The organism is Synechococcus sp. Nb3U1, from assembly GCF_021533835.1.
Taxonomy (GTDB): Bacteria; Cyanobacteriota; Cyanobacteriia; order Thermostichales; family Thermostichaceae; genus Thermostichus.
The window spans coordinates 819,253-842,407 of record NZ_JAKFYQ010000001.1 but is presented as its reverse complement, the minus strand read 5'-3'; the positions used below and the strand labels follow the sequence as shown (position 1 = coordinate 842,407).

Genomic DNA, 23,155 nt, shown 5'->3' with positions numbered 1-23,155 from the left:
ATGAAATCGGTAGCCACCCATCCCCCCAAGAAGGACAAAGGCAGCTACTTGTAGAAAGAGCATCTGTTTGGATCAGACCGTTTCCAGCCACGAATGGGCTATACCGGGGGATAGCCCACTTGGATGAGAGCCTGCCGCAAATCACTCACAGGGCGCTCGGAGGTGATCACCACCTGCTTGGTTTTGGGATCTGCCTGGACATGGGCTTGTGGATCCAGTTGCTGCACCGCTTGGGTAATCGTTTCTACACAGGCCAAACAGGCTAGCTTGGGCACGGTCAACGCAGTCTGCATCTTGGTTGGAAAACCTCCTGAGAGTAAGGTGCTACCCCCCGAAGAGGGTTGTAGAAGTGACATCCTCCCGACGCTATGCCTACGACAGGCTACGCCGACACCCTAACGGCTAGAGTGCGGGGCTGCTTGCGGGAATAGCTCAGTTGGCTTGATGCTAAACCTTACAGTCCACTGGAGAGTCAAGAGGGGTCACGGTTCTTCCATATTCCAACGGTGATCCACTTGATAACCCCGTTGTCGCCAGTCTTCTTCCAGTTGCTGCTGTTGGGTCAGGGCCTTACGCAGGGAGTTGATCAGCTCTTGCATGCGGGCCCGATTGTTAAAATCCTGTTCTTCGACTGCCGGAAAAGTCTGCCGCTCCAGAACCCGCAGCAAAAATTCGTAGTGGACATGAGCAGGCACAGGAATGCGTTTCATCGGTCTGAGTGATCCCTGGGATCCATGTGATCCCCATTCAGTGAGATGCCAATAGGTGCCGAGCTGCTTGGCCAGGATCCGGCTGCTTGACCAAGGCTTCCCCCACCAAAACGGAGCGTACCCCCCAAGCCTGCAACTGTTGCAAATCAGCGTCAGTATGAATGCCAGATTCGCTCACAACCGGTAGATCTGCGAGGGGATCCCGGTAGGCCGCCAACAAATTGTGGGTTGTGTTCAAATCCACCGTAAAGGTTCTCAGATCCCGATTATTGATGCCAATCAGCACCCGCCCCTTGGCCTCCTTCAGCTGGGGTAAACGCAGTACCCGCTGCAACTCTTGGGGGGTATGCACCTCCAGCAGAGCCGCCATACCCAACTGAGCAATCAGCTTCAGAAAATAGCCCAAGTCCGCATCCGAGAGGATAGCCGCAATCAACAGCACTGCATCTGCTCCCAGCGAGCGGGCCCAGAGGATCTGGTAGGGATAGAGAATGAACTCTTTACACAGCAACGGGATCCCCACCGCCGCCCGAATTTGCCGCAGAGACTCGCCACTGCCCTGAAAAAACCGCTCATCTGTCAGTACCGATAGGCAACTGGCCCCCCCTGCCACATAGCTTTGGGCGATTGCCACCGGATCAAAGGGATCCCGGAGGACGCCGCGGCTGGGAGAAGCCTTTTTCACCTCTGCAATTAAGGAAACCGGATGGAGAGATTGGGTGAGTGCCGCCACAAAATCTCGGGTGGGAGGAGCTTGGGCCACCTGTTGCTGCAACTGCTTAAGGGGCACCTGTTGACGCTGGCGCTCCACTTCCTGCTCTTTGTGCCAGACAATCTCCTCTAAAATGTGGCGGGGCTCGGCCTCAGGTGAGGCGGTTTGATAGACCTGGGAGGCCACCACCACCGCTGGAGCAGGAGAACGACGACGGATGGTCAGGGTTTCATCTCGTAGCTCCATAGAACCCCTCAACAGAACTCCACACCACACCCTAGACTACTCTAGTTTTTCGGTGACAGTTTGAATAGTTACTGCAGCCCCCCGCCAGCCTAGTTGCAGGAAAGCGGTTTTTCTTGCTCTTGGGGTGAACGATCTGAGCGGAAGCTGGTTAGACTGCAAGTTAGGATAGGGGCCAAGTTGGCTACTGTGTTGCCAAGCATGTGGATCAAACCGGGGTGGACAAAGCGCGGGCATTGGCTGTTGAGCCTGGATAGGTTGACTAGCTGCACCCTAGACGCCATCCCAACTTCCCGGGATGGGAGTTCAGCTCGGCTAAGTCAGGGTTTGGATCATCGCTACTGTTTTGAAGGAGTCCGGGTGTGCTGTACATAGCAGAGCTATCCAAGCCAATTGGGTTTGCCAAGTCGTCTCTGCAATTGCTGGCTAAGCAGCAACAAGACAATACCTGGGTGGCGGTCAACGAAGAAGCCATTACCCTCGAGGGTCGCATTGCCCAGGATGCGAACCGCTTTAAGGATGGGTCGTTGGTTCTGGCGGAAATATCGGGTAGCCGTCAGGTTTCTCGCATCAGCGAAGCAGCCCGCCAAGTGGTGAGTTACTTACAAAACTTCAGCCGCGTCCAAGACAAAGCCCGTAGCCAAGAGGAAGAAATCGAGGTTTGGAAACAATCCCTCACCTTTCAGGCGCAGGAGCTCACCCGCCGCGAAATGGAGTTGGAAGGGCAAGAAGAGGAAATCCAGCGGCTATACGAGCAGTACAAAGGAGTGGAGGAGGAGCGCAAACTCCTGGATAGCCTCAAAGAAGAGCTGGAAACCCAACAGGCCCATCTGGCCGAGCAGCAGCGCCTGATCGGGCAGCAACGGGAGGCCCTCAATCAGCAGCGGCAAGAACTAGAAGCGCAGTTGCAAGAAGCCCGTTCTAGCCGTCTAGGGGAGGAGGAAGCGGCGCAGCTCCAGGCCCTCATTCAACAGCTACAGGAGGGGTTACAGCCCTCCAGGGATCCCTTCGCCCCTCTCCAGGGCTTGAAGGGTCACATTCAGCAGCGCCAGGAGCACCTCAATCAACACATTGCTGAGCTGGAGCAAGAACGGCAGCAGGCTCAAATCCGGCAGGACGAGTTGGATCGAGACTACCGCACCTGGCAAGAACGCCGCACCGCTTGGTGGGGAGCCCGTCACGCGTGGGATCAAGCTCAAGCTGGGTGGCAAGCCCACCAGGGAGCCCTGCGGGCTTATCAAGAGCAACTGCAGCAGGTAGCCAAGCACCTGCAACTGCAGGAGATCCTCTACCAGCAAGCCTATCGCCTCGTACAAGAATACGACTTCATCACCGCCAGCGGGGCCGACAACAGCGCAGCAGGAGCAGCCCCTCTCCCCATCTCCCTGGAGGAATTAACAACTTTGGTCACCCAACTGCGGCGGGATTACGAACAGCGCTCTGCCCAGGTGAACCAACAGCGGGCTGAGTTGGAGCAAAACCGGCAAGCCCTCCGGGAGTTGCAAGAACGCTTAGCGACGGCCTCTCCCGATGAGCAGTTCGATATTGAAATGGATATCGACTACGCCCAGTCTGCCTGTGGAGCCTTAGAAGAAGCCCTGTTGCCCCAAGAGAAAAACCTACAGCGAGAATACGAAGAGCTTGTTCGCCAAGAGGCTCGCCTCAGCCAACTGCAAGGCCAGCCCACTGCCGCCCCTGTCCTGACTACCGTCGATATTGGGCCCATTTTGGGACAGATCGACAGCCAGAAAAAAGCCCTCCTGCAGGAACAGAACCGTTTGCAAACGCTCATTCAGCAAATGGAATCTTCTCTACAGCCTCAACAGGAGACTCTAGCCCGCCAACGGCAAGATCTGGAGCAACAGTGGCGACAACTGGAAGAAGAGGAGGGATCCCTGCGGGCACGCACCCAGGCGCTGGCGGAAACCTGGGGGCGATTAAACCATCTGCAGGCCAGCCTCTACTCCGAGCGGGATCTGTGGGCGGATTTGGGGACACAACTGGCCCAACTGGAAACAGACTTGGGGCAACACCAACAAGAAACTTCCACCGCACGCGCCCATGTGGAACAGGTGCAATCCTTGCTGGCCACCCTCACTCAGGCGTAATCGGATCGGATCCCTTCCGGTTAGAATCGCCTCCGATCTCTGCGTCGATCCGCGGCCTCAAGAGGGAGGGCAAATCTGGTAAAATTTGTTGAGCCGGCTCCTGGCTCACTGGGTAGTACTTTGCGGTCATCAAGGCCCAAATTGGTCAGGGTGAGGAAACTTAAGAGTCATTTGGGGCTGCCAGGGGTATTCCAGTGTGAGGTCAGCTTGTGCGAATTGCGGTTGATGCGATGGGGGGTGACTACGCTCCCGAAGAGATCATCAAGGGTGCCCTGTTGGCCCATCGACAGCTTCAGGTTGAGATCGCGCTAGTCGGTCGTCCCGAATCTCTTCAGCCTTTCTTGCCACAGCCCTTGCCGTCTGGGATCACGATCGTGCCCGCCGAAGACGATGTGGGTATGGCGGAAGAACCCCTGATGGTGCGAAAAAAACCCAAGGCTTCCATCAATGTCTCGATGCAGCAGGTGCGGGCCAAACGGGCGGATGCGGTGGTGGCAGCCGGGAACACAGGCGCGGCCATGGCCGCGGCTCATCTGGGGTTGGGGCGGTTAGCGGGGATCGATCGTCCCGCCATTGGCGCTCTGTTGCCCACCCTGAAAGGCAAGCCAGTTCTGCTGTTGGATGTGGGGGCGAATGTGGATTGTCGGCCCCGCTTTTTGGAACAATTTGCCCGCATGGGATCCCTTTATTGCCAGTGTGTGATGGGCATCGATCACCCGCACGTCGGCCTGCTCAACATCGGCGAAGAACCCAACAAGGGGAACGATTTGTCGGTAACCACCCACCAACGCCTTGCGGAACTCAAAGGGATCCGCTTCAGCGGTAATGCCGAGGGGCGGGATGTGCTGACAGGGGAGTTTGATGTTGTCGTCTGTGATGGGTTTGTGGGCAATGCCCTGCTCAAATTTGCCGAAAGCGTCGGCCAGGTGATCACGCAGGTGTTGCGGGAGGAGCTACCGCGAGGTTGGCGGGGCAAGATCGGTACCTGGCTGCTCAAACCCAACCTCAGACAGGTGAAACGGCGCATCGACTATGTGGAATATGGCGGCGCTTTGCTGTTGGGGGTAAACGGTATTTGTGTGATCACCCATGGCAGCTCCAAAGAAGCGATGGTCTATCACGCGATTCGGCTGGCCAAAGAGGCGGCTGAGCAGAAAGTCTTGGAACGGCTACAGACAGAGATGGCAGACGACACAGACCCAAAATCCAATTCAAGGCTGAGTTCTCGGCCTGTCGAGAGCAGTGAGGCTCAGCCCTCCGACCTTAGCCACGAAGTGTTGCCCTTTCGACCATTGGATCGGGTGGAAGGATAGAGCCAATGCCCAGCGATAGCCTCCCGACGGTGCGGTTGGTGGGGATTGGTGCCGCCCTGCCGAATCCCTGTCTGCACAACGACGATTTGAGCCAGATCGTCGAAACCTCGGATGAATGGATTTGGCCCCGCACGGGCATTCGGGAACGACGCATTCTCCCGCCCCAGTTGAGCGTGGTAGATTTGGCCTCTCAGGCAGCCACTCAAGCCCTTGCTCAGGCGCAGGTGCATCCGCAAGAGCTGGACTTGATTCTGTTGGCCACCTCCACCAGTGCCGATCGCTTCGGCTCTGCCCCTCAAGTGCAAGCGGCTTTGGGAGCGACGCGGGCGGTGGCGTTTGATCTGACAGCGGCTTGCACAGGGTTTGTGTTTGCAGTGGCTACGGCAACCCAATTTTTGCAAACCGGGCTGTATCGTCGGGCCTTGGTGGTGGCGGCGGATGTGCTCTCGCGCACGGTGGATTGGACGGATCGCACCACCTGTGTGTTGTTTGGGGATGGAGCCGGGGCAGTCGTTTTGGAGGCGGATACTGCAGGCCGGTCGGAGGTTGGTACTCGCGCCAGCATGCCACAGGTACAACAAGGTATTTTGAGCATTGAGTTGCGCAGCGATGGTACCGGCAGCGAGCTGCTCAGCTTGGGCATGGAAACCGAGGCCCGTCCCCTCGTGGGATCCCTTGAAGTGGGGCAATACCGCTGTCGCCCCATCACCATGAATGGTCGAGAGGTTTACAAGTTTGCCGTCAATGCGGTGCCGGAGATCATCGAAAAATCCCTGTTCCGGGCGGGGATCTCAGCAGAAGCAGTGCAGGGGTATTTCGTTCACCAGGCCAATCAACGCATTCTCGATGCCATTGCCAAACGCCTTGAGGTGGATCCGGAGCGGGTGGCCAGCGTGCTGGAGCGCTACGGCAATACCTCTGGGGCCTCAGTACCGATTGCTTTGGCGGACTGGATCGAGAAAGGGCGCTTTGGCCCCGGGGATCTGGGGGTGATGGTGGGTTTTGGAGCCGGCCTCACCTGGGGATCCATTGTGTTTCGTTGGGGGAAATAGATTGATGACCATTGCCTGGATTTATCCCGGCCAGGGATCCCAAGCGGTCGGCATGGGAAAGGACTTGCGGGATTGGGAAGGGGCCGCCTCAAAATTGGCCTTGGCCTACGATCTGTTGGGATGGGATCCGTTAGGGCTGTCGGAGGAGCAGATCCAACAAACTCGCTATACCCAACCAGCCTTGTTTACGGTTTCCGCCCTGCTGACGGATTATTGCTACGCTCAGGGCAAAGCCCCCGCCTGCACCGCAGGACACAGCTTGGGAGAATACAGCGCCCTGTATGCCGCAGGGGTGTTTGATTTTGAGACCGGGTTGCGGCTGGTGGCGCTGCGGGGCCGGTTGATGGATGCAGCAGGAGAAGAGGATCAAGGGGATCGAGCGCACACAGGGGGCATGGCGGCGGTGATCGGGTTTGACCGGGCCAAGTTAGAATACCTCTGCGAGATCATTCCCGATGTGGCTATTGCTAACGACAACAGCCCGGATCAGGTGGTGATCACCGGCCAAGTTGAGGCTGTGCAAGCGGTCTGTGGGCAACTGCAGGCCAAACGAGCGGTGCCTTTGAAAGTGAGTGGCGCTTTTCACTCGCGGTTTATGCAAGCTGCTGCTGATGAATTTGCCCAAACCTTAGAGCCCATAGCCTTTCAGCCCCCACGGGTGCCGGTTTACAGCAACTGTACTGCTACCGCCAGCCGGGATCCGCAGGTACTCAAACAAGCTCTTTTGGTGCAAATGACCGCCCCGGTGCGTTGGCGAGAAACCGTTCTGCAAATGGCCGCCGATGGCATCCAACAGGTGTGGGAAATTGGCCCAGGGAACGTGTTGACAGGCTTGGTGAAGCGAACAATACCTGCGCTGGAGCGGCAAAACTTCAGTGCTTTAGGCCTGTAATGTCTCCTCAGTCGAGAGGGGGATCCCGACTCACACGCGCCCCCGAGTCCGGATCCGACCCAACAAAACCTCGATCAAAGCCTGTAGAGAAACGGGGGTTGTGCCATAGCAAGCCAGGTAAACCGGGATCTGCGGCAGCGCGGATGGATCATCTGGGGATCCCAACGCTAGGCCGATTACCTGTTCCGGGATAAGAGCGCCCAGTAACTCCACGAGTAACTCTTTCTGAGCCGGGTGACGAAAGAGATCCAGGGATCCCACCACCACTTGGTCAGCCCTTGCTGCCCTTGCCAGGGTTGTTTGCCAATCCTCAGGAGTAGGCTCTGGGCTGATCTGGAGGACTTGAGCGCTGGGTAAGGCCTTTTGGAGCAGATCCCCCAACAGAGGAACAGGGGTGATCAGCAACAGATCAGGGGCTAAAGGGGGCAGGGATCCCTTGAGGAGGGCGATACTGGCCTGGGCGATGCGCTGGGCGAGAGCCTGGTGGCTGGGACTGGCGGCAGGATGGACGGTTTCGGCCCCAGGTGGGGATCCCAATCGGTAGCGCTGTTTCAAGCTCAAGATCCGCTGCAGCGATTGATCCAGTTGCTCCACCGACAAACGTCCGCTGCGGAACCCCTGCAACAAGTGGGCATAGGCGTCTTTTTGCACCACTGGCGTAAACCCGCGATCCGCTCCAAACAAAAGCATATCGGCCCCAGCCTTGAAGGCCAGTTCTGCCGCTTCCGGGATCCCATAGGTTTGGGCAATCGCCCCCATCGTCAGGGAATCAGTGCAGATTAGCCCCTGAAACCCCAACTTGTTTCGCAGCCAGCCGGACAAGACCTCTGGGGCAAGGGTGGCAGGTTGATCGGAGCCCAACGCAGGCATCACCACATGCGCCGTCATGATCGCTTCTGCCCCCGCCTTGATCAGGGTTTGAAAAGGGTAGATTTCCGTGGCTTGCAGCTCAGCTAGGGGACGATCCACCCGCGGCAACCCCAAATGCGAATCGATGTGGGTATCCCCGTGGCCGGGAAAATGTTTCGGGGTGCAGAGGATCCCGGCTTGTTGATACCCACACAACATCGCCAGACCGTAATCTGCCACCTGGTTTGGGTCAGAGCCAAAGGCGCGGATACCGATGATCGGGTTGTGGGGGTTGCTGTTCACATCGACCACTGGTGCGAAGTTGAGATTAAATCCCAGGCTTTTGAGTTCTACCCCCACGACTTGGGCCATTGCTCTGGCATCTGCCAGGGATCCCGCCGCCGCCACTGCCATGGCGCTGGGAAATACCGTCACCCCTTCGGTTATGCGGACGACCGGGCCACCCTCTTGGTCGATACCCATCCACAATGGGATCCGACTTTGGGCTTGGACAGACGCGGTTAACTGGGCTAGTTGGGACAGAGTTTGGATATTTCCAGCAATGGAGTAGAAGATCAAACCGCCCACGTGATAGTCCTGGATCATCTCCTCTAGGGCAGGAGAGAGTTCTGGCCCTTCAAAGTAAACCAGAAACAGTTGCCCGACTTTTTCCTCAAGGCTCCAGGTGCTGAGGTCAATTTCGCCAAAATGGGTTGAACCAGCCAAAATCAGGATCCTTTTTTCTTCGATGCCAAGGGTAGCTTAAGTTGGGAATGGGGAGTTACAAAGAACTTCTTCCCATATCTCACATGACATGTCACATGACATGGGCACTCCAAAACCCACACCAAAACGGCTGATAAAATCAGAACAAATCCTCTCATGTTGTGGGCTGACAATGTTACCCCTGCACCAGCTTTGGATCACAGCCTTTGCCGCGTTGGTCGGAGTTACGGTGGCTATTGGCGGCCTTGGGGCGGGAGGATCCCTGTTGCAGGCAGGGGCAGCGGGTTTGGCGACAGGAATGACGGGCTATGTGGCTTCCTCAACTGGATGAACCCGCCGCAGGGATCCCTGATTCAAGGCTGGGAAAACCCAGTGAGGATATTGGGCCTTGGCTTGCTGAAGCTCTTGAAAAACGGGAGCAGGCCGATCTGCGCGAGATCCCCCCGTCACCCCACACCACAACTTGGTGTGCATTAAGCCCACAAAGGCTTCGTTACGCTTGCGCAGTTCCTCTTCGTCTCTTTGTCTTGAGGATTGAGCTGTGTTCTGAAACCGACAGACATAACAGACATAACAGACATAAACTTTCCAAGCTTCAGAAGCTGTTTGTAAATGCATATGAAGCAGGAGTCACATTAGAGTCACATTAGGTGGTAAATGGGCGATACCAGAAGAGCTTTATCAAGCTTTATCAAACTGACTTCAGAGGATGAATCAATCATACAATGACAGTGACCTGACGGATGAGGAATGGCCCGGATTAAACTGCTTTTACCTCCCGAAAAGCCTGTGGGCAAGGGACGAGAAGTGGATCTCCGAGCTTTTTTGCCACCCCCAATCGATCCGTTGAGGTTGAGTTGAGCCAAGGTTCAACTGAAACAGAAGGATTTCAAGTGGAATCGAAGCGATGGATTGTGGAGCGAACTTGGACATGGCTTGAGAATGCGCCAGCACTGACACGAGACTATGAAACCTTGCCTGAAAATCATGAAGGTATAATTTACGTGGTCATGATTCGGTCGATGCGACGAAGGTTAACAAATAATCATCGAACGAGAAACTCGAAACTTGCTTAACTGATGCTTACCAACAGTTTCTCAGACAAGCTCATCTTGATGATGCCGTTCCAGTAGGCCCGACTGAGGTAGTCGTGGGTTTTGCTCGTGGCAATGGTTGTGGGTGACATCGACCCTCTAGGCATCCAGGGAGAATATGTAAGCCTATGAAATAAAAAACCGCATCAAAAGCTACAAATAACTGGGCTTCACCTTGGCTGTAATGAAATCGGCTAGGGACGGGATCCCTACGGCCCAAAGGAGCACTTGCGTTCGCGAACTGGATCCCTGCAGCGGATCGTCATCGGCCTTTCTTTGTTGGGATTAACGCTGTGCTGCGCCGTGCTGGGCTATTACCTGGCCGGGTGGGCACTGCTGGATGCGGTTTACATGGTGGTGATCACCATCTTTGGGGTGGGCTATGGAGAGGTACGGCCCCTCGATTCTCCTGCCCTTAAGGTTTTCACGATTTTGGTGATTGTAGCGGGCACCTCGGCTTCTGTATACGCGGTGGGCGGGTTTGTGCAGCTGATCACCGAGGGGGAAATTCAACAGGCATTGGGAGCCAGACGCATGAGCCGTGGCATCGATACCCTCAAGGAACATGTGATCATCTGTGGGTTTGGCCGCATCGGCCAGGTGCTGTGTCGAGAACTGGCCCAGGCTCGGCAACCTTTCGTGGTCATCGATTCCAACCCAGAACGGGTGACTTTGGCGGAATCTTTGGGTTACTGGGTGCGTCTGGGGGATGCGACGGAAGAAGAGGTCTTACAGGCGGTGGGGATCCAACGGGCCAAGGCTCTAGCCACTGTGCTGCGTAACGATGCGGCCAATGTGTTTATTACCCTGACGGGGCGTGGCCTCAACCCCAAGTTAACAATCATCGCTCGCGGCGAGTACACGACCACCGAAAAGAAGTTGCTCCAAGCGGGTGCCGACCAAGTGGTTCTGCCCGCAACCATAGGGGGGCTGCGTATCGCCCATATGATCACCCATCCGGCAGCCGTAGACTTGCTGGAGGAGAAATTCTCCCGCGGGCTTCTCAACGAGCAACTGGCGGAAATCGAGATGCAACTGCTGGATCTAGAAATCAGCACCAGTTCTACCTTGGCGGGGCAAACGATCGGCCAACTAGAGGTGCGGGGCAAACAAACCTTTTTGATCGTGGCGGTGCGGCGGGCGGATGGAACGGCCATTTCTCATCCTCCACGGGAGCTGGTGTTGCAAGCGGGAGATCGGGTGGTGGTGTTGGGATATCGGGATGACATTCCCCAGTTTGTGCAGCGTTACAGCCAGCGACGGGAACTGAAATATCGGGGGGCGCAGAGTTAGGCTTCTTTCGGATAGGCAGCAGCAGATTAAGATCGAGGGCTAGGCCAAACAGAGGAACAACCCATGCAGGTGGAGTTTCGGGAATGTGACCCAGCAAATCTTTGGATCTGGTTTGAATTTGCCGAGCCGCCCGTCAAGGCGGAGTTGGAGTATCTCAACGAAGTCTTGGAGTCTTGGTATGTGCTGGGCAAGTTGGGGGGCTTTAATGCTGAGTTTTTGGTGGCCCAAGAGTCGGAGGTGGAGCTGAGCTACCTAGACTACCCCACCGAATCGGATCCCCTACCCTCTCTGATGCACAACATGGGATCCCTGGAGGAACAGGAGAACTGGGCCCGTTGCTGGTTTGATCTGGGCACCGCCGATGCCTTGGCACTGGATGTGTTAATTAATGCCTTGCGCACCCTCAGCCTGGAATATATCAACCTGACCCGGGTGATCATCGGCGGTCAAAATGAGGACTGGCCCACCGTCGACCTAGAAGAAGCCGATCGCTACGAGCACAATGGATATGCCCAAGATCACTTCGGGGAAGAAGGGGAGCTGGAATAGCCCATAGAAGGGATCCCTGCCTACTCCAGATAGCCCAACTCCTGCATCCGCCGTACTAGCTCGGCATCGCTTTCCACATCCACCTTGCGAGGGGCCGTGCTAGGCCGGCGGGATTCCGCCCAGTCCACCCACTGTCTTAGCCCTCGCCGCAGTCGAGCCAGCCAGGTTTGCGGGGAAGGTTCCAAAACGTTTGGGTCTGGCGGCGGATCCCAGTTGAGGAGCAAATCTCGCAGTTCCGCCGGATCTTGGGCCAAGTCGTAGAGGCTGGGGGTCTCCCCTGTTTGGATCAGCTTGGTTACCCCTTCGTAGAGGGCGCGGCGGGTGTCGTAACAGGCTCGCTCCTGCAACAGCCGGTCATCCCGGTTTTCCATGGCGCGGATCAAGATGTGGGGCGGGAAGGCTTCGCTGAGCACCGTGCCCTGCTCGGGATCCTCCCCAGCAAGGGTGCGGGCCAAACTGAGGCGAGCGATCTCGCGGCGAACCTTGAGGCTGACCCGGGGGGCGCGGTTTTTGCCGAGAGAAAGGCTGGGGCTAAAGCCAGCAGCTTCCAGGAGGGTATGAAACAGTCTGCGGGTGGAAACAGGGGTGGAAATGCGCTCACCAGCGGGAAGATGGCCGGGGTAGCGCAACAGCAGGGGCACCCGGATCAGCTCCTCGTAAACCACAAAGGCATGGCCGACAAACTCATGTTCTCCCAAGCCCTCCCCATGATCCGCCACCACCGCCACCAGCGTATTGCGCTCTAGGCCAGTATTGCGTAGGGTTTCAAAAACGGATCCCAGCAGATGATCTTGATAGGCCACCTCTGCATCGTAGATATCGCTGAGTACCTGCGCCTGCAAGGGCGAGAGGGGTTCTGGCAGCGGCGCCATCCAGCGATAGGGTTGCCCATTGTACTGGCGCAAAAAGTCGCGCGCCTCGCGGTTGCTCTTGAAATAGGGGGCAAACTTTTGCACAAACGGCTCTGGCGGCCAGTAGGGCAGGTGCGGCTCCATCAAATTGACGAAGCAAAAGAAGGGCTGGTTGGCTGAGCGGGGATCCGACTGGCGGCGGGCCATCTGCTGCAAATACCGATTCAAATCTGCAATCGAGGCAGCGGTATTGCCCTTGAAGTTCATCAAGCGGGTCCAGATGGGCACCAACCAGGGCTGCAGCGCCAACTGAAACAGCTTATCGGAGCGGGCAAAGGCATTTTGAACGGGGTAGGAAAGTTTGCGCCAAAACTGGGTATAGGCGGCGATCAGCCGATTCAAGGGCTGCGGTAGCGGATTGCCTTCGGCAGGGCGGGTGGGCAGGGCACCGCCATAGTTGTAGAAGGTTTCAAACCCGCGCCTGAGGCCATTTTTTAGGATCCCCACCAGCGGGTTGTTGCAAAAGCCCACGGTTGTGTAGCCGCTGAATTTCAACAGTTCTGCCAAGGTCGGAAAGGAGGGACTCAGCTCAATATCCGCCTGGATCGTCTGATGGGTGCTGGGATACTCCCCTGTAAACATTGAGGCATGGGAGGGGATTGTCCACTGGGCGGGGGCAATGGCCCGTTCAAACAGGGTGGACTCCGAGGCCAGTCGATCCAAATTGGGGCTGGTATGGGCTCGTTTGGCTCGCTCTGCTTCCGACCAATAACAAGAAAGCCGATCCGCCCGCTGCGTATCCAAAACGATCAATAAAATATTTGGACGCTCTCCAGAGCCAGCATTGGCCATTTCTTGAAGATTCACCACGCACTCACCCAAAACTTTTCTTAGGGTATCCTGCCTAGCCTCCGGCTGACCTTCCCGTTATGGCATCTTCAAGGCACCGTGAATTGGGTTTGGCTGTTGCCCCGCACCTGGGCGGTGTTGGTTTGCCAGTCGAGGAGGGCTTCGTTGCCGCTCACAGTCAGGGTTTGGCCAGGCTGTCGGTAGCGGACGTTGCCTGTGGCTTGCAACTGAGTGGAACCGATGCGCCAGCGGATCTCGTCGGCTGCCAGTTCTTGTCCTGTTTGTTCGGCCAGTCCCTTCACATGCTCCGACAGGCGCAGCTCTGTAAAGGGAACCTGAGTACGTAACTGCTCACCGCTAAGGCGTAAGGCTTGTTCGGGAGCGTATACCCTTACTGATCCAAGGGCCTGCACTTCTCCAGCGGCGATCCGCCAAAGGAAGCGGGTGGCTGCCAGTTCCAGAGCGGGATCCTGATAGTTAGCTTGGACGGGCTGCTCAGGGTCGAGGTTCTCCAGTTGCATCTGATCTTGGCCAAAGTCGATCACCAGCCGATCCCCCCGCAGAGATCCCTGTTGATCGAGCAGCTCAATCTGGACTTGCCCATTGGCCCGTAGAAGGCGGTTCTCCGGCAGCCATTCCACCTGTTCCGCTTGCAGGCGCAGGTTATCCCGTTCCGATTCCACCTGCACTTGGCCCGTCAATTCCAGCCGGCGTTCGCTTGGGTAGACGGATCCCCGTTCGGCACGGGTTCGGATAGCGCGGTTGTCTTCGTCAAAAAATTCCCCTTGGATCGACTGCAGATGAGCGGATCCCAAGCGCACCTGAGTGTCAGTGTCGGTTTCCCCATTCGCTTCGTATTCCGCCAGCCGAGCCTCCAACCGCCATAGGATCCCGCCGTCGGGTTTGGCCTCTGTGAGGGTGATGTCTTCGTAGATCAGTTGCGGTGTGGAAACGGGATCCGGGGCACTGGACTCCTCTGGGGGTGGAGATTCTGGCCCACCACACCCTATGAGTACACCCACCAAGGCCACAACCCCAAGCGAACCCACGATACGGAACGGTGTTGGCTGCATTTAACCTCCCTGGCTCCCTCAGGAGCTTCATCCCTCATCGCTACCCTATCCTCTGGAGGGAGAGCAAGGGATCCCTCAATGTTCACAGTGTTCACTTTCCTCCACCAACACTTGATAGGTTGCCGATTTTCGCCTCAGTTCCTCCCGCAGTCGGATCCCCGCTCTTGCCGAACCCGTGGCATCATCAGTGCAAAGTCTTTATCTGCGGCATTAGCGTGACCCAACTGTTGCAACTTCTCATCTATGGCCTCGTCTTGGGCAGCATTTATGCCTTGGGGGCAATCGGAGTTTCCCTTACCTTTGGCATTTTGCGCTTTGCCAATTTTGCCCATGGGGATCTGATGACTTTGGGGGCCTACTTCGTCTTTAGCTTTGTGTCTTTGGGTTGGCCGATTGGGGTGAGTTGGATCCCGGCTGCTCTGGCTACGGCACTCTGTGCTGTTGTCATTGACCAGTTGATCTATCGACGTTTACGCCGGGAAGCCCCGGTGATTTTGCTCATCTCCTCCTTTGGTACCGCCCTCATTTTGCGCAGCCTGGTGCAGATCCTTTGGGGCCCCAACAACCAAGTGTATCGCAGTGGTATTCAGCTGCCCTGGCAGTTCTGGGGGCTACGCATTAAGCCCGACTGGGCGGCGATCTTGCTGGGGGCCATCCTGCTGGTGGTGGCGCTGCATTTCTTCTTGCAACGAACCCGGGTGGGCAAAGCGATGCGGGCCATGGCGGACAATTTTGATCTGGCCAAGGTCACCGGCATTGATACCGAAAGCATCATCCTTTGGACTTGGGCAATTGGGGCTGTGTTGGCCTGTGCGGCGGGCATGTTTCTGGGCCTGGATACCCGTCTGCACCCGACGATGGGCTGGCGGCTGCTGTTGCCAATCTTCGCGGCGGCAATTTTGGGGGGAATTGGTCGTCCTTATGGGGCAATTGCAGGCGGCTTGGTGATTGGTGTGGCGGAGGAACTCTCGACTTTGGTGATTAGCCCGGCTTACAAAACGGCAGTAGCCTTTGCCATTTTGGTGGTGATGCTGATCATTCGGCCTACTGGATTGTTTGGAGGACGGGCCTGATGCTGAGCTATGGCATTTTCTTTTTGATTTTGGTCGGGATCTACGGCGTGCTGGTGCTGGGCCTGAATTTGCAGTGGGGCTATGCCGGCATGTTCAACATTGGGGTGGGCGCTTTTTTTGCGGTGGGGGCCTATGCCAGTGCCATCGTTACCACTCCTGTAACCAGCGAGCATTTGGGTGGGTTCGGCATGCCCTTTTGGGTGGGATTTTTAATGGCTGTGGCGGCAGCCGGATCCATCGCCTTTTTGATTGGCCTGATCACCCTGAAGTTGCGCTCCGACTATCTGGCCATTGCCACCATTGGTATTGCCGAGATCATCAGCCAAATCCTGAAAAATGAGGGCTGGCTTACCAATGGCGTACGCGGCATTACTCGTATTCCCCGTCCCTTTCGCGGTTGGATCCCGGGGCAAGATACCTTGCTCTACCTGGGGTTGGTGCTGCTGGTATTGCTGTTGGTGTACTGGGGCAGCGAACGGGCCTATCGCTCCCCTTGGGGGCGGGTGTTGCGGGCGATTCGGGAGGATGAACCGGCAGCGATGGCAGCGGGCAAAAGTGTGTTGAAGTTTCGTCTGCAGGCGTTTGTGCTGGGATCCATGATCATGGGGTTGGCGGGGGCGCTTTACGCCCATTTTGTCAATTTCATCAGCCCAGAAGCCTTTCAGCCGGAGTTTGCCACCTTCATCGTTTGGGTGATGTTGATCGCCGGGGGCAGTGGCAACAATCGCGGTGCCTTGCTGGGGGCACTGGTGATCTGGGGGGTATGGTCGGGCAGTGAACTGTTGACCAACCGATTGCCCGCCCAATGGACAACGCGGGCAGGCCCACTGCGCATCTTGCTCATCGGCATCCTCCTACAGGTAATTCTTCTGACGCGCTCCCAAGGGCTATTGCCAGAACGCCCGCCCAAGCCGATTCTGTTCGCGTCAGCGGGCCGGAGGCATGGTACCTCCCCCAACCGAGATCCGGCAGGGTAGGATTGGGGCGGTTCCAATAGTTGTTGATGTGTTCCAGACAACCTAACCCTTCTCCACTATGCCCTCGCATCCCACGGACACTGACCCGTCGTTGGACTTAAACCCAGAGGTTGCCGCTGGCCATCCAGGGATCCCAGCTACCCCAATCAAGGAGGGCTATGCCCTGCCGGATCAGTATTTCAACCGTGAGCTGAGTTGGATTGAATTCAACGCCCGGGTTTTGCACGAGGCTCTGGATGAGCGCACGCCGCTGCTGGAGCGGCTGAAATTTTTGGCCATTTTCGAGACCAACCTGGATGAGTTTTTCATGGTGCGGGTGGCGGTGATTCGCCGTCAGTTGGAGACGGGGGTATTGGCCTTAACCCCTGATGGCCTCACCCCGCAGCAGCAATTGCGGCAGATCTCCCAGCACCTACGACCCCTGATTCAAAAGTTGCACGATTGTTTCCGGCGGGATCTGCTGCCCAAGCTGGCGGAACAGGGCATTCACATCCGCGATTTTTCTGATCTGGCGGAGTCGGAACGGCAGGAGCTGCGGGACTATTTCGAGAGCCGTTTGTTTCCGGTGCTGACGCCTTTGGCGGTGGATCCGGGCCATCCTTTCCCCTATATTTCCAACCTTAGCCTCAGCCTGGCGGTGGTGGTGCGGGATCCAGAAACCGGTAAGGAACATTTTGCCCGTGTTAAGGTGCCCAACACCTTGCCCCGCTTTGTGCCCTTGGGGGATGGGTTGAGCTTTGTGCCGCTAGAGCAGGTGATCGCCCATAATTTGGAGTCGTTGTTTGTCGGCATGGAGGTGCTGGAATACTACCCCTTCCGCATTACCCGCGATGCTGACCTGGAGATCCAAGAGGATGAAGCCGACGATCTGCTCTCCGCCATTCAGGAGGAACTGCGCAAACGTCGCTTTGGCTCGGTGGTGCGGATGGAGATCGCCAGTCATACCCCGGCGGCGATCCGGCAACGGTTGAGCGAAGAGATGCGCCTTGACAGCTACTCGGTGTATGAGGTGGATGGGCTTTTGAATATGGGAGGTCTAATGGCCTTTATGGGTCTGGATCGTCCCGATTTGAAGGATCCCCCTTGGGGTGCAGTTAGCCCGATTCGTTTGCGTACCGCTTCGGTGAGTGATGAGCCGGTGGATATCTTCTCCATCATCCGGAAGGGGGATCTGCTGGTGCATCACCCCTACGACTCGTTTAGTACGAGCGTAGAGCGCTTTCTAGAAGAGGCCGCCAATGATCCGCAGGTGCTGACCATCAAACAAACCCTCTACCGCACGTCCGGCGATTCCCCGGTGGTGGGGGCCCTGATTCAGGCCGCCGAAAATGGCAAACAGGTGGCGGCACTGGTGGAGCTCAAAGCCCGCTTCGACGAAGAAAACAACATTCTCTGGGCCAAAAAGCTGGAAAAAGCCGGGGTGCATGTGGCCTATGGCCTGCCGGGGCTGAAGATCCATTGCAAATTGGCCTTGGTGGTGCGTCAGGAGAGGGGATCCCTGCGGCGATATCTGCACATCGGCACCGGCAACTACAACTCCAAGACCGCCCGCATCTACACCGATTTGGGCCTGTTCACCTGTGATGAAACCCTGGGCAATGATGTCACCGAGTTATTTAATCTGCTGACGGGCTACTCGCGGCAACGGCAATTTCGTAAGCTCTTGGTGGCCCCCAGAACCCTACGACAAGGGATGGAAGCTCTGATCCGCCGGGAGATCCGCCATGCCCAGGAGGGCAAAACCGCTCGTATCATCGTCAAGGTGAACTCGCTGGTGGATCCCCAGATGATCCAGGTGCTCTACGAAGCTAGCCAAGCGGGTGTGGAGATCGACTTGATCGTGCGGGGGATGTGTTGCCTCAAGCCGGGGATCCCGGGCCTAAGCGAGCGTATCCGGGTGATCAGTATCATCGGACGCTTCCTAGAGCACTCCCGCATTTTTTATTTTCACAACGATGGCCAAGAAGAATACTGGATGGGCAGTGCCGACTACATGACCCGCAACTTGGATCGGCGTGTCGAGGTGGTTACCCCCGTACAGGATCCCTTGTTGCAGCAGGAGTTAAAGGCCATTTTGGAAATCTGCTTGAGTGACAACCGGCAAGCTTGGGAACTGCGCCCAGATGGCACCTACATTCAGCGGCAACCACAAGCGGGAGAAGAGGTGCGCTCTACCCACCAGCGCCTCATGGATCGGTCGGCCAGCCGCATCTAAGAACCTTTTCGAAGGATCAAGTTTCTAAGGATCAAAAAAGGGATCCTGCCCAAACCAGAGCGGATCCCTCAGAACAGTCAAACCCCAAGATAGGGTTCAGGATTGAGCAGCCTTGGCGGCTTCAGCTTCTTCTTCCCCCAAGGCAATCACCCGCTCGGTGGCTTCCAAGGAGGATTGCAAACTCACCAGCTTTTCTCGGCTGGAACGATTCAAACCTGCTTCGATCCCATTCACCAAAAGCTGATCCAAGGAGAACACTCCCCCGCCGTTCACGGCAAAGGCCAAGAAGATCGCTGCGTAAATGGCCGATAGCTCCAGATACGGAACGCTAAAGCCTGCTAGCTTGATGTGGTGAAACATGGCCACAGCCATGGTGCTAAACAACCCCAAGGCTGCCACGCGGGTGAACAACCCCAAGGCCACCATCGGAGCCGCGATCAACTCGGTGAAGGCGGCCACATAGGCAAAAAAGATCGGGAAAGGCAGCCCGATCACTTCCACATAGGCCACTGCAAAGCCTTCGATATCCGCCAATTTGTCAAGACCGTTGTGAATCATGAATAACCCTGCCACCACCCGCAAAACGGCCCAACCAAGTTGAGACCAGCGCGGGGCAACGCTGTCGTGGCGCAAAGCCGAAGCAAGCAGCACCGGAAACTGCTGAATGAGTGCCATGAGATGAAACCTGCAATGCAAAGATATCAACTATTGTAACGATTCTAAATTTCTGTAACAAGCTCAATGGCCTGTTCTCCCACGGGATCCCATTCGCCAACCCCCTGGTGTGATGCAAATCACCCATCCAAAGCGAACGACCGCCGTACTCCCTATAGAAGCCAGACAGGGTTGGAATGAAACACAGCTTCTACCCTCTGGCTTTGACAAACACCAACCAGAATTTACGGAGATCGATCCTCATGTCTAAGCCTTTCCTTGCTCTGGCCGCTCTGGCCACCCTCTTGCTGGCCAATCCAGGGTTTGCTCAAGCCTATGGCCAGGCCAGCAACAGCTCCAGCACCACTAGCAGTGAGTGGAAGTCTCAAAACTCTGGGCCAAATGAATCTACTCTGCATCAGTTGGTTCAGGAGGCGCGCAGCTCCAAGAAAAATTGATGCCCAGAGCAGAGCACAACCTGAGTTCAAACTGGATCTTGACTGAGTCCCTTTTCAGCAAACTCTTCACCCACCCACAGTTTGCACTCAAACCCTTCTCAGGCTGGACTCGTTAAATCAAATCATGGTGATAAACACCCCTAGCACGACGAGGAAAGAGAACTTCACTTCTCACCTCAACTTCACCTTTCACCCTACTCTCCAGGAGATCTGACCATGAATACCGTTACCCGTATCGCCTTTAGCTTTTTGTCTGCTGCTTTGTTGGTGAATGGCTCTGCCTCTCTGGCCAGTGCTGCCACCTCCACCCTACGGGCTCTGCAAATTCAAGCCAGCCAAACCCGTGACAACGGCGGCAACTTTGACCACTACCTGTCTGAAGTTCAACCCGAGTTGCGGGCTAGCTTGGTCACCGACAGCCCGATTGTGGAACCCGGCCCATCCTCTCGCATCCGTGAACTGGTGCAGCAAGCTCGTAACACTGGTTCTGTGCGTGACTGAGTCGGAACTTTACCCCAAACAGTCATGTGAATATTCAGTCATGTGAATATTTGAATGGATGTTGAATAGATGCTGGATCCCCTTGCTACGGCAGGGGGTTTCCTAAATCCAACTTCTACAGGATCCCCAAACAGGTAACCCAGCAAGGATACTGCGAGGTGCGCTAGGCTTTAGCTCACCAAGCCCTTCTCGCCCTCACCCCTGACCTATGCCACAACTGGATGCCCACACCTGGAACTTGGTCTTCAGCACACTGGATACGGAAAGCAAATACAAGCCCTTTGCCCTGCCCGGATCCCAGCCCCACTACACGCCGGATCGTCCGGGACAGGTGCAGCATATCCGCTTGCAGTTGGACTTGGATCTGGAGTCTGAGACCGTCTTGGGCCTCTGCCAGATTCGCTTGCAGCCGATTCGGGCCGGGATCCGCAGCTTAAAACTGGATGCGGTGCGCCTCGGGATCCAATCGGTACGGGTGGATGGAGAGGAACAATCGTATGAGGAAGACGGCGAGACATTACAGATCCAGCTCAGCCAACCCACCGGCGAGGATCCCCTCTCCCTCGAGATCGCTTATCGCCTGGAAAAGCCACAACGAGGTCTCTATTTCATCAAGCCCAGTGCTCATTACCCCGATAAACCTGTGCAAGTGTGGACGCAAGGAGAAGATGAAGATTCTCGCTATTGGTTCCCCTGCTTCGACTATCCGGGCCAGCTGGCCACCTCCGAACTGGTGGTGACCGTGGCGGATCCCTATCGAGCTATTTCCAATGGCCGTTTGCTGGCGGTGGAGCAACTACCGGAGGGCAGAACCCGTTATCACTGGCACCAAGACCAGGTACACCCCACTTATTTGATGACCTTGGCTGTGGGCGACTTTGTGGAGATTCAAGACCATTGGCAAGGGATCCCGGTCACCTATTGGGTAGAAAAAGGGCGAGCAGCAGATGCCAAGCGCTCCATGGGCAAAACCCCCGCCATGATCGAGTTTTTCTCCAATGCCTTTGGCTATCCTTATCCCTACCCGAAATATGCTCAGGTATGTGTGGCGGATTTTATCTTCGGTGGTATGGAAAACACCTCCACCACCCTTTTAACCGATCGCTGCCTAATGGATGAACGGGCGGCCTTGGATTATCTGTGGACGGAGTCATTGGTGGCCCATGAGCTGGCTCACCAGTGGTTTGGAGATCTGCTGGTGATCAAGCATTGGTCTCATGCCTGGATCAAAGAAGGAATGGCCACCTATGCGGAGGTGCTTTGGGAAGAATATACCACTGGCTATGAAGAGGCTGCCTATCATCGCTATCAGGATCAACAGGCCTATCTGAACGAAGACAGCAGCCGCTATCGTCGCCCGATGGTGACCCATGTTTACAAAGAAGCCATCGAGCTCTACGACTGTCATATTTACCAAAAAGGGGGCTGCGTCTATCACATGATCCGCCAACAATTGGGGGATAACCTGTTTCAAAGGGCGATTCAAACCTTTGTGCAAAATCACGCCCATCACACCGTTGAAACAGTCGATCTGTTGCGGGCCATCGATCAGGCCACCGGATATAATCTTGCTCCCTTATTCGATCAATACGTGTTTCGCGGTGGCCACCCCGACTACAAGGTTGCCTACAGCTGGGATCCCGACGCAAATCTGGCCAAAGTGACCGTGACTCAAACCCAGGATAAGGAGTATTTATTCGATCTGCGCATCCCGATTGTGTTCGGGTTTGTCAGCGCATCTAGCCCCATTCCCAAGCTGAAAACCTTCACCGTTCGCATTCACGAAACCGAGCAAAGCTTCTACTTCCCCCTCGAAGAAAAGCCCAGCTTTATCAGTTTTGATCACGGCAACCACACCCTCAAAACCGTGGAACTCACCTACGGGATCCCGGAACTGAAAGCCCAGCTCTACTATGCCCCTGATTCCATTGCCCGCCTGCTGGCAGCTCAGGCATTGGCTAAAAAAGGGGGAGTGGAAGCCGTGCGTGCCCTAGAAACTGCCCTCAAACAGGAGCCCTACTGGCATGTGCGGGTGGAAATTTGCAAAGCCCTGGGGAGCATCTCTCTGGATCAGGCTTTTGAGGTATTGCGGACTACGATTCAGGACTCCAGCCCCCATGTGCGCAAAGCTGCCATCGAAGCCCTGAGCCAACAGAAGTCTCTAGAAAACTTCCAAGCAATTCGGCCCTTTCTGGAGCAAGGGGATCCCAGCTATCAGGTGGAAGCCGCGGCAGCCGTGGCTCTGGGCACCATCGCCGGATCGGCCCTGGAGCCTAAACCGCAGGAAGCCGAGGTGATAGCGCTGTTCCAAATGGCCTTAGAGCAAAAGGCGGGCTGGAATGAGGTGGTACGAGCCGGGGTGATGTCTGGCTTGGCCCAAATGAAGCGATCGGAAAAAGCCCTGGATCTGCTCCTGCACCACACCCAGTTGGGGATCCCGCAGCCGTTGCGTCTGGCCGCCATCCGCGCCCTGGGCACCTATGCTTCCGAGCAAGAAAATGCGCGGGTTCTGGAGTGTTTGGGAGATCTCGGCCGCGAGACCTTTTTCTTCACCCAAATGGCGGTGATCACGGCCCTCAGCCAACTGAACAGCCCGAAAGCCATCCCTCTATTGCAAAGCTTGGATACACAGGATGGCCGCATCGAACGGCGCATTAGCGAGGCGATCCAAAAGGTGCAATCTCGTCTTGGAGGAGATCAATCGACTCAACAATTGCGTGAAGAACTGGATCAACTGAAAAAAAACCATCAGGAATTGCTCAGTCGCCTCGGCTCTTTGGAAGCCAAAGCGGAATCCCCCCCAGCCAACGGCACCTCTTCACCCAGCTAGACTGCGGTGCAGAACAGCGTTGGGGTTGTTTTCTGGGCAGTTGCGGCTACCATTACACCTTGAATGCTGCCGTGAGAGGATCCCTTTAATTGAGGAGGGCAGACTGTCAAAGGGCAAGCTGTATCCAAGGATG

At 56.3% G+C, this 23,155-nt stretch carries 22 protein-coding genes; 14 read left to right on the top strand and 8 right to left on the bottom strand.

The window, feature by feature from the left end:
- Positions 1–98 precede the first annotated feature (98 nt).
- The 3 genes from L1047_RS03855 to trpC form a co-directional block, all read right to left on the bottom strand.
- On the bottom strand, positions 99–293 hold the full coding sequence (locus tag L1047_RS03855) for a heavy-metal-associated domain-containing protein (protein WP_235277477.1): 195 nt from the start codon (positions 291–293) through the stop codon (positions 99–101).
- A 189-nt stretch (positions 294–482) separates the two neighbouring features.
- Entirely contained in the window at positions 483–710 is a 228-nt protein-coding gene (locus tag L1047_RS03850) for a DUF5340 domain-containing protein (RefSeq protein ID WP_235277476.1), read from the bottom strand.
- Between the two features lie 37 nt (positions 711–747).
- Entirely contained in the window at positions 748–1,647 is a 900-nt protein-coding gene (gene trpC / locus L1047_RS03845) for an indole-3-glycerol phosphate synthase TrpC (RefSeq protein ID WP_235278854.1), read from the bottom strand.
- Positions 1,648–2,027: 380 nt separating this feature from the next.
- Between trpC and hmpF the strand changes: the two genes are divergently transcribed.
- The 4 genes from hmpF (at position 2,028) to fabD (ending at position 7,030) form a co-directional block, all read left to right on the top strand.
- Positions 2,028–3,773, top strand: a complete 1,746-nt coding sequence (gene hmpF / locus L1047_RS03840) for a pilus motility taxis protein HmpF (protein ID WP_235277474.1) — start codon at positions 2,028–2,030, stop codon at positions 3,771–3,773.
- A 230-nt stretch (positions 3,774–4,003) separates the two neighbouring features.
- Complete coding sequence (gene plsX, locus L1047_RS03835; protein ID WP_235278853.1) at positions 4,004–5,086, top strand: phosphate acyltransferase PlsX; 1,083 nt, start codon at positions 4,004–4,006, stop codon at positions 5,084–5,086.
- A 5-nt stretch (positions 5,087–5,091) separates the two neighbouring features.
- Positions 5,092–6,138 (top strand): beta-ketoacyl-ACP synthase III, encoded by a 1,047-nt coding sequence (locus L1047_RS03830; protein WP_235277473.1) that lies wholly within the window; start codon positions 5,092–5,094, stop codon positions 6,136–6,138.
- A gap of 4 nt (positions 6,139–6,142) precedes the next feature.
- Entirely contained in the window at positions 6,143–7,030 is an 888-nt protein-coding gene (fabD, locus tag L1047_RS03825) for an ACP S-malonyltransferase (RefSeq protein ID WP_235277472.1), read from the top strand.
- Positions 7,031–7,060: 30 nt separating this feature from the next.
- Here the strand turns inward: fabD and nagZ are convergent, their stop codons facing one another.
- A complete protein-coding gene (gene nagZ, locus L1047_RS03820) occupies positions 7,061–8,605 on the bottom strand; it encodes a beta-N-acetylhexosaminidase (protein WP_235277471.1) in 1,545 nt (514 codons plus the stop codon).
- A gap of 172 nt (positions 8,606–8,777) precedes the next feature.
- Here nagZ and L1047_RS03815 point away from each other — a divergent pair, with 172 nt between their 5' ends.
- Positions 8,778–8,936 carry a hypothetical protein gene (locus L1047_RS03815; protein ID WP_235277470.1) on the top strand — a complete coding sequence of 53 codons (159 nt, stop codon included), beginning with the start codon at positions 8,778–8,780 and terminating at the stop codon, positions 8,934–8,936.
- Here the strand turns inward: L1047_RS03815 and L1047_RS03810 are convergent.
- Positions 8,912–9,223: a hypothetical protein gene (locus L1047_RS03810; RefSeq protein WP_235277469.1), complete on the bottom strand. Its 312-nt coding sequence runs from the start codon at positions 9,221–9,223 to the stop codon at positions 8,912–8,914. The two genes, L1047_RS03815 and L1047_RS03810, sit on opposite strands and share 25 nt — an antisense overlap.
- 275 nt (positions 9,224–9,498) lie before the next feature.
- Between L1047_RS03810 and L1047_RS16725 the strand changes: the two genes are divergently transcribed.
- From L1047_RS16725 to L1047_RS03800, 3 genes are all read left to right on the top strand, one after another.
- On the top strand, positions 9,499–9,681 hold the full coding sequence (locus L1047_RS16725) for a transposase (protein ID WP_443081702.1): 183 nt from the start codon (positions 9,499–9,501) through the stop codon (positions 9,679–9,681).
- A gap of 246 nt (positions 9,682–9,927) precedes the next feature.
- Positions 9,928–10,992, top strand: coding sequence for a potassium channel family protein (locus L1047_RS03805; protein ID WP_235277468.1), 1,065 nt, complete (start codon positions 9,928–9,930; stop codon positions 10,990–10,992).
- A gap of 63 nt (positions 10,993–11,055) precedes the next feature.
- Positions 11,056–11,541 (top strand): DUF3531 family protein, encoded by a 486-nt coding sequence (locus L1047_RS03800; protein WP_235277466.1) that lies wholly within the window; start codon positions 11,056–11,058, stop codon positions 11,539–11,541.
- Between the two features lie 20 nt (positions 11,542–11,561).
- Here the strand turns inward: L1047_RS03800 and L1047_RS03795 are convergent, their stop codons facing one another.
- Positions 11,562–13,262 (bottom strand): sulfatase, encoded by a 1,701-nt coding sequence (locus L1047_RS03795; protein ID WP_235277465.1) that lies wholly within the window; start codon positions 13,260–13,262, stop codon positions 11,562–11,564.
- A gap of 68 nt (positions 13,263–13,330) precedes the next feature.
- Positions 13,331–14,314: an LPS export ABC transporter periplasmic protein LptC gene (gene lptC / locus L1047_RS03790; protein ID WP_235277464.1), complete on the bottom strand. Its 984-nt coding sequence runs from the start codon at positions 14,312–14,314 to the stop codon at positions 13,331–13,333.
- A 164-nt stretch (positions 14,315–14,478) separates the two neighbouring features.
- Between lptC and L1047_RS03785 the strand changes: the two genes are divergently transcribed.
- From L1047_RS03785 to L1047_RS03775, 3 genes are read left to right on the top strand one after another with little or no spacing between them, the layout of a single operon-like run.
- Positions 14,479–15,387, top strand: a complete 909-nt coding sequence (locus tag L1047_RS03785) for a branched-chain amino acid ABC transporter permease (protein WP_235277463.1) — start codon at positions 14,479–14,481, stop codon at positions 15,385–15,387.
- Positions 15,387–16,364 (top strand): branched-chain amino acid ABC transporter permease, encoded by a 978-nt coding sequence (locus L1047_RS03780; protein ID WP_235277462.1) that lies wholly within the window; start codon positions 15,387–15,389, stop codon positions 16,362–16,364. The genes L1047_RS03785 and L1047_RS03780 overlap by 1 nt, the downstream gene beginning before the upstream one ends.
- 58 nt (positions 16,365–16,422) lie before the next feature.
- A complete protein-coding gene (locus L1047_RS03775) occupies positions 16,423–18,579 on the top strand; it encodes an RNA degradosome polyphosphate kinase (protein WP_235277461.1) in 2,157 nt (718 codons plus the stop codon).
- Positions 18,580–18,675: 96 nt separating this feature from the next.
- Here L1047_RS03775 and L1047_RS03770 read toward each other — a convergent pair whose 3' ends face one another.
- Positions 18,676–19,254, bottom strand: coding sequence for a DoxX family protein (locus L1047_RS03770; protein WP_235277459.1), 579 nt, complete (start codon positions 19,252–19,254; stop codon positions 18,676–18,678).
- 242 nt (positions 19,255–19,496) lie between these two features.
- Between L1047_RS03770 and L1047_RS03765 the strand changes: the two genes are divergently transcribed.
- From L1047_RS03765 to L1047_RS03755, 3 genes are all read left to right on the top strand, one after another.
- A complete protein-coding gene (locus L1047_RS03765) occupies positions 19,497–19,691 on the top strand; it encodes a hypothetical protein (protein WP_235277457.1) in 195 nt (64 codons plus the stop codon).
- A 216-nt stretch (positions 19,692–19,907) separates the two neighbouring features.
- Positions 19,908–20,192 (top strand): hypothetical protein, encoded by a 285-nt coding sequence (locus L1047_RS03760; RefSeq protein ID WP_235277454.1) that lies wholly within the window; start codon positions 19,908–19,910, stop codon positions 20,190–20,192.
- Positions 20,193–20,400: 208 nt separating this feature from the next.
- Positions 20,401–23,022 (top strand): M1 family aminopeptidase, encoded by a 2,622-nt coding sequence (locus L1047_RS03755; RefSeq protein ID WP_235277452.1) that lies wholly within the window; start codon positions 20,401–20,403, stop codon positions 23,020–23,022.
- Positions 23,023–23,155: the final 133 nt, after the last annotated feature.

Coding starts and splice junctions, on each gene's coding strand:
- L1047_RS03775 (WP_235277461.1), top strand. CDS start 16,423: ATGCCCTCGCATCCCACGGACACTGACCCGTCGTTGGACTTAAACCCA.
- L1047_RS03810 (WP_235277469.1), bottom strand. CDS start 9,223: ATGCATTTACAAACAGCTTCTGAAGCTTGGAAAGTTTATGTCTGTTAT.
- lptC (WP_235277464.1), bottom strand. CDS start 14,314: ATGCAGCCAACACCGTTCCGTATCGTGGGTTCGCTTGGGGTTGTGGCC.
- L1047_RS03855 (WP_235277477.1), bottom strand. CDS start 293: ATGCAGACTGCGTTGACCGTGCCCAAGCTAGCCTGTTTGGCCTGTGTA.
- L1047_RS03755 (WP_235277452.1), top strand. CDS start 20,401: ATGCCACAACTGGATGCCCACACCTGGAACTTGGTCTTCAGCACACTG.
- L1047_RS03770 (WP_235277459.1), bottom strand. CDS start 19,254: ATGGCACTCATTCAGCAGTTTCCGGTGCTGCTTGCTTCGGCTTTGCGC.
- plsX (WP_235278853.1), top strand. CDS start 4,004: ATGGGGGGTGACTACGCTCCCGAAGAGATCATCAAGGGTGCCCTGTTG.
- L1047_RS03780 (WP_235277462.1), top strand. CDS start 15,387: ATGCTGAGCTATGGCATTTTCTTTTTGATTTTGGTCGGGATCTACGGC.
- L1047_RS03800 (WP_235277466.1), top strand. CDS start 11,056: ATGCAGGTGGAGTTTCGGGAATGTGACCCAGCAAATCTTTGGATCTGG.
- fabD (WP_235277472.1), top strand. CDS start 6,143: ATGACCATTGCCTGGATTTATCCCGGCCAGGGATCCCAAGCGGTCGGC.
- L1047_RS03760 (WP_235277454.1), top strand. CDS start 19,908: ATGAATACCGTTACCCGTATCGCCTTTAGCTTTTTGTCTGCTGCTTTG.
- L1047_RS03850 (WP_235277476.1), bottom strand. CDS start 710: ATGAAACGCATTCCTGTGCCTGCTCATGTCCACTACGAATTTTTGCTG.
- L1047_RS03765 (WP_235277457.1), top strand. CDS start 19,497: ATGTCTAAGCCTTTCCTTGCTCTGGCCGCTCTGGCCACCCTCTTGCTG.
- L1047_RS03830 (WP_235277473.1), top strand. CDS start 5,092: ATGCCCAGCGATAGCCTCCCGACGGTGCGGTTGGTGGGGATTGGTGCC.
- L1047_RS03815 (WP_235277470.1), top strand. CDS start 8,778: ATGTTACCCCTGCACCAGCTTTGGATCACAGCCTTTGCCGCGTTGGTC.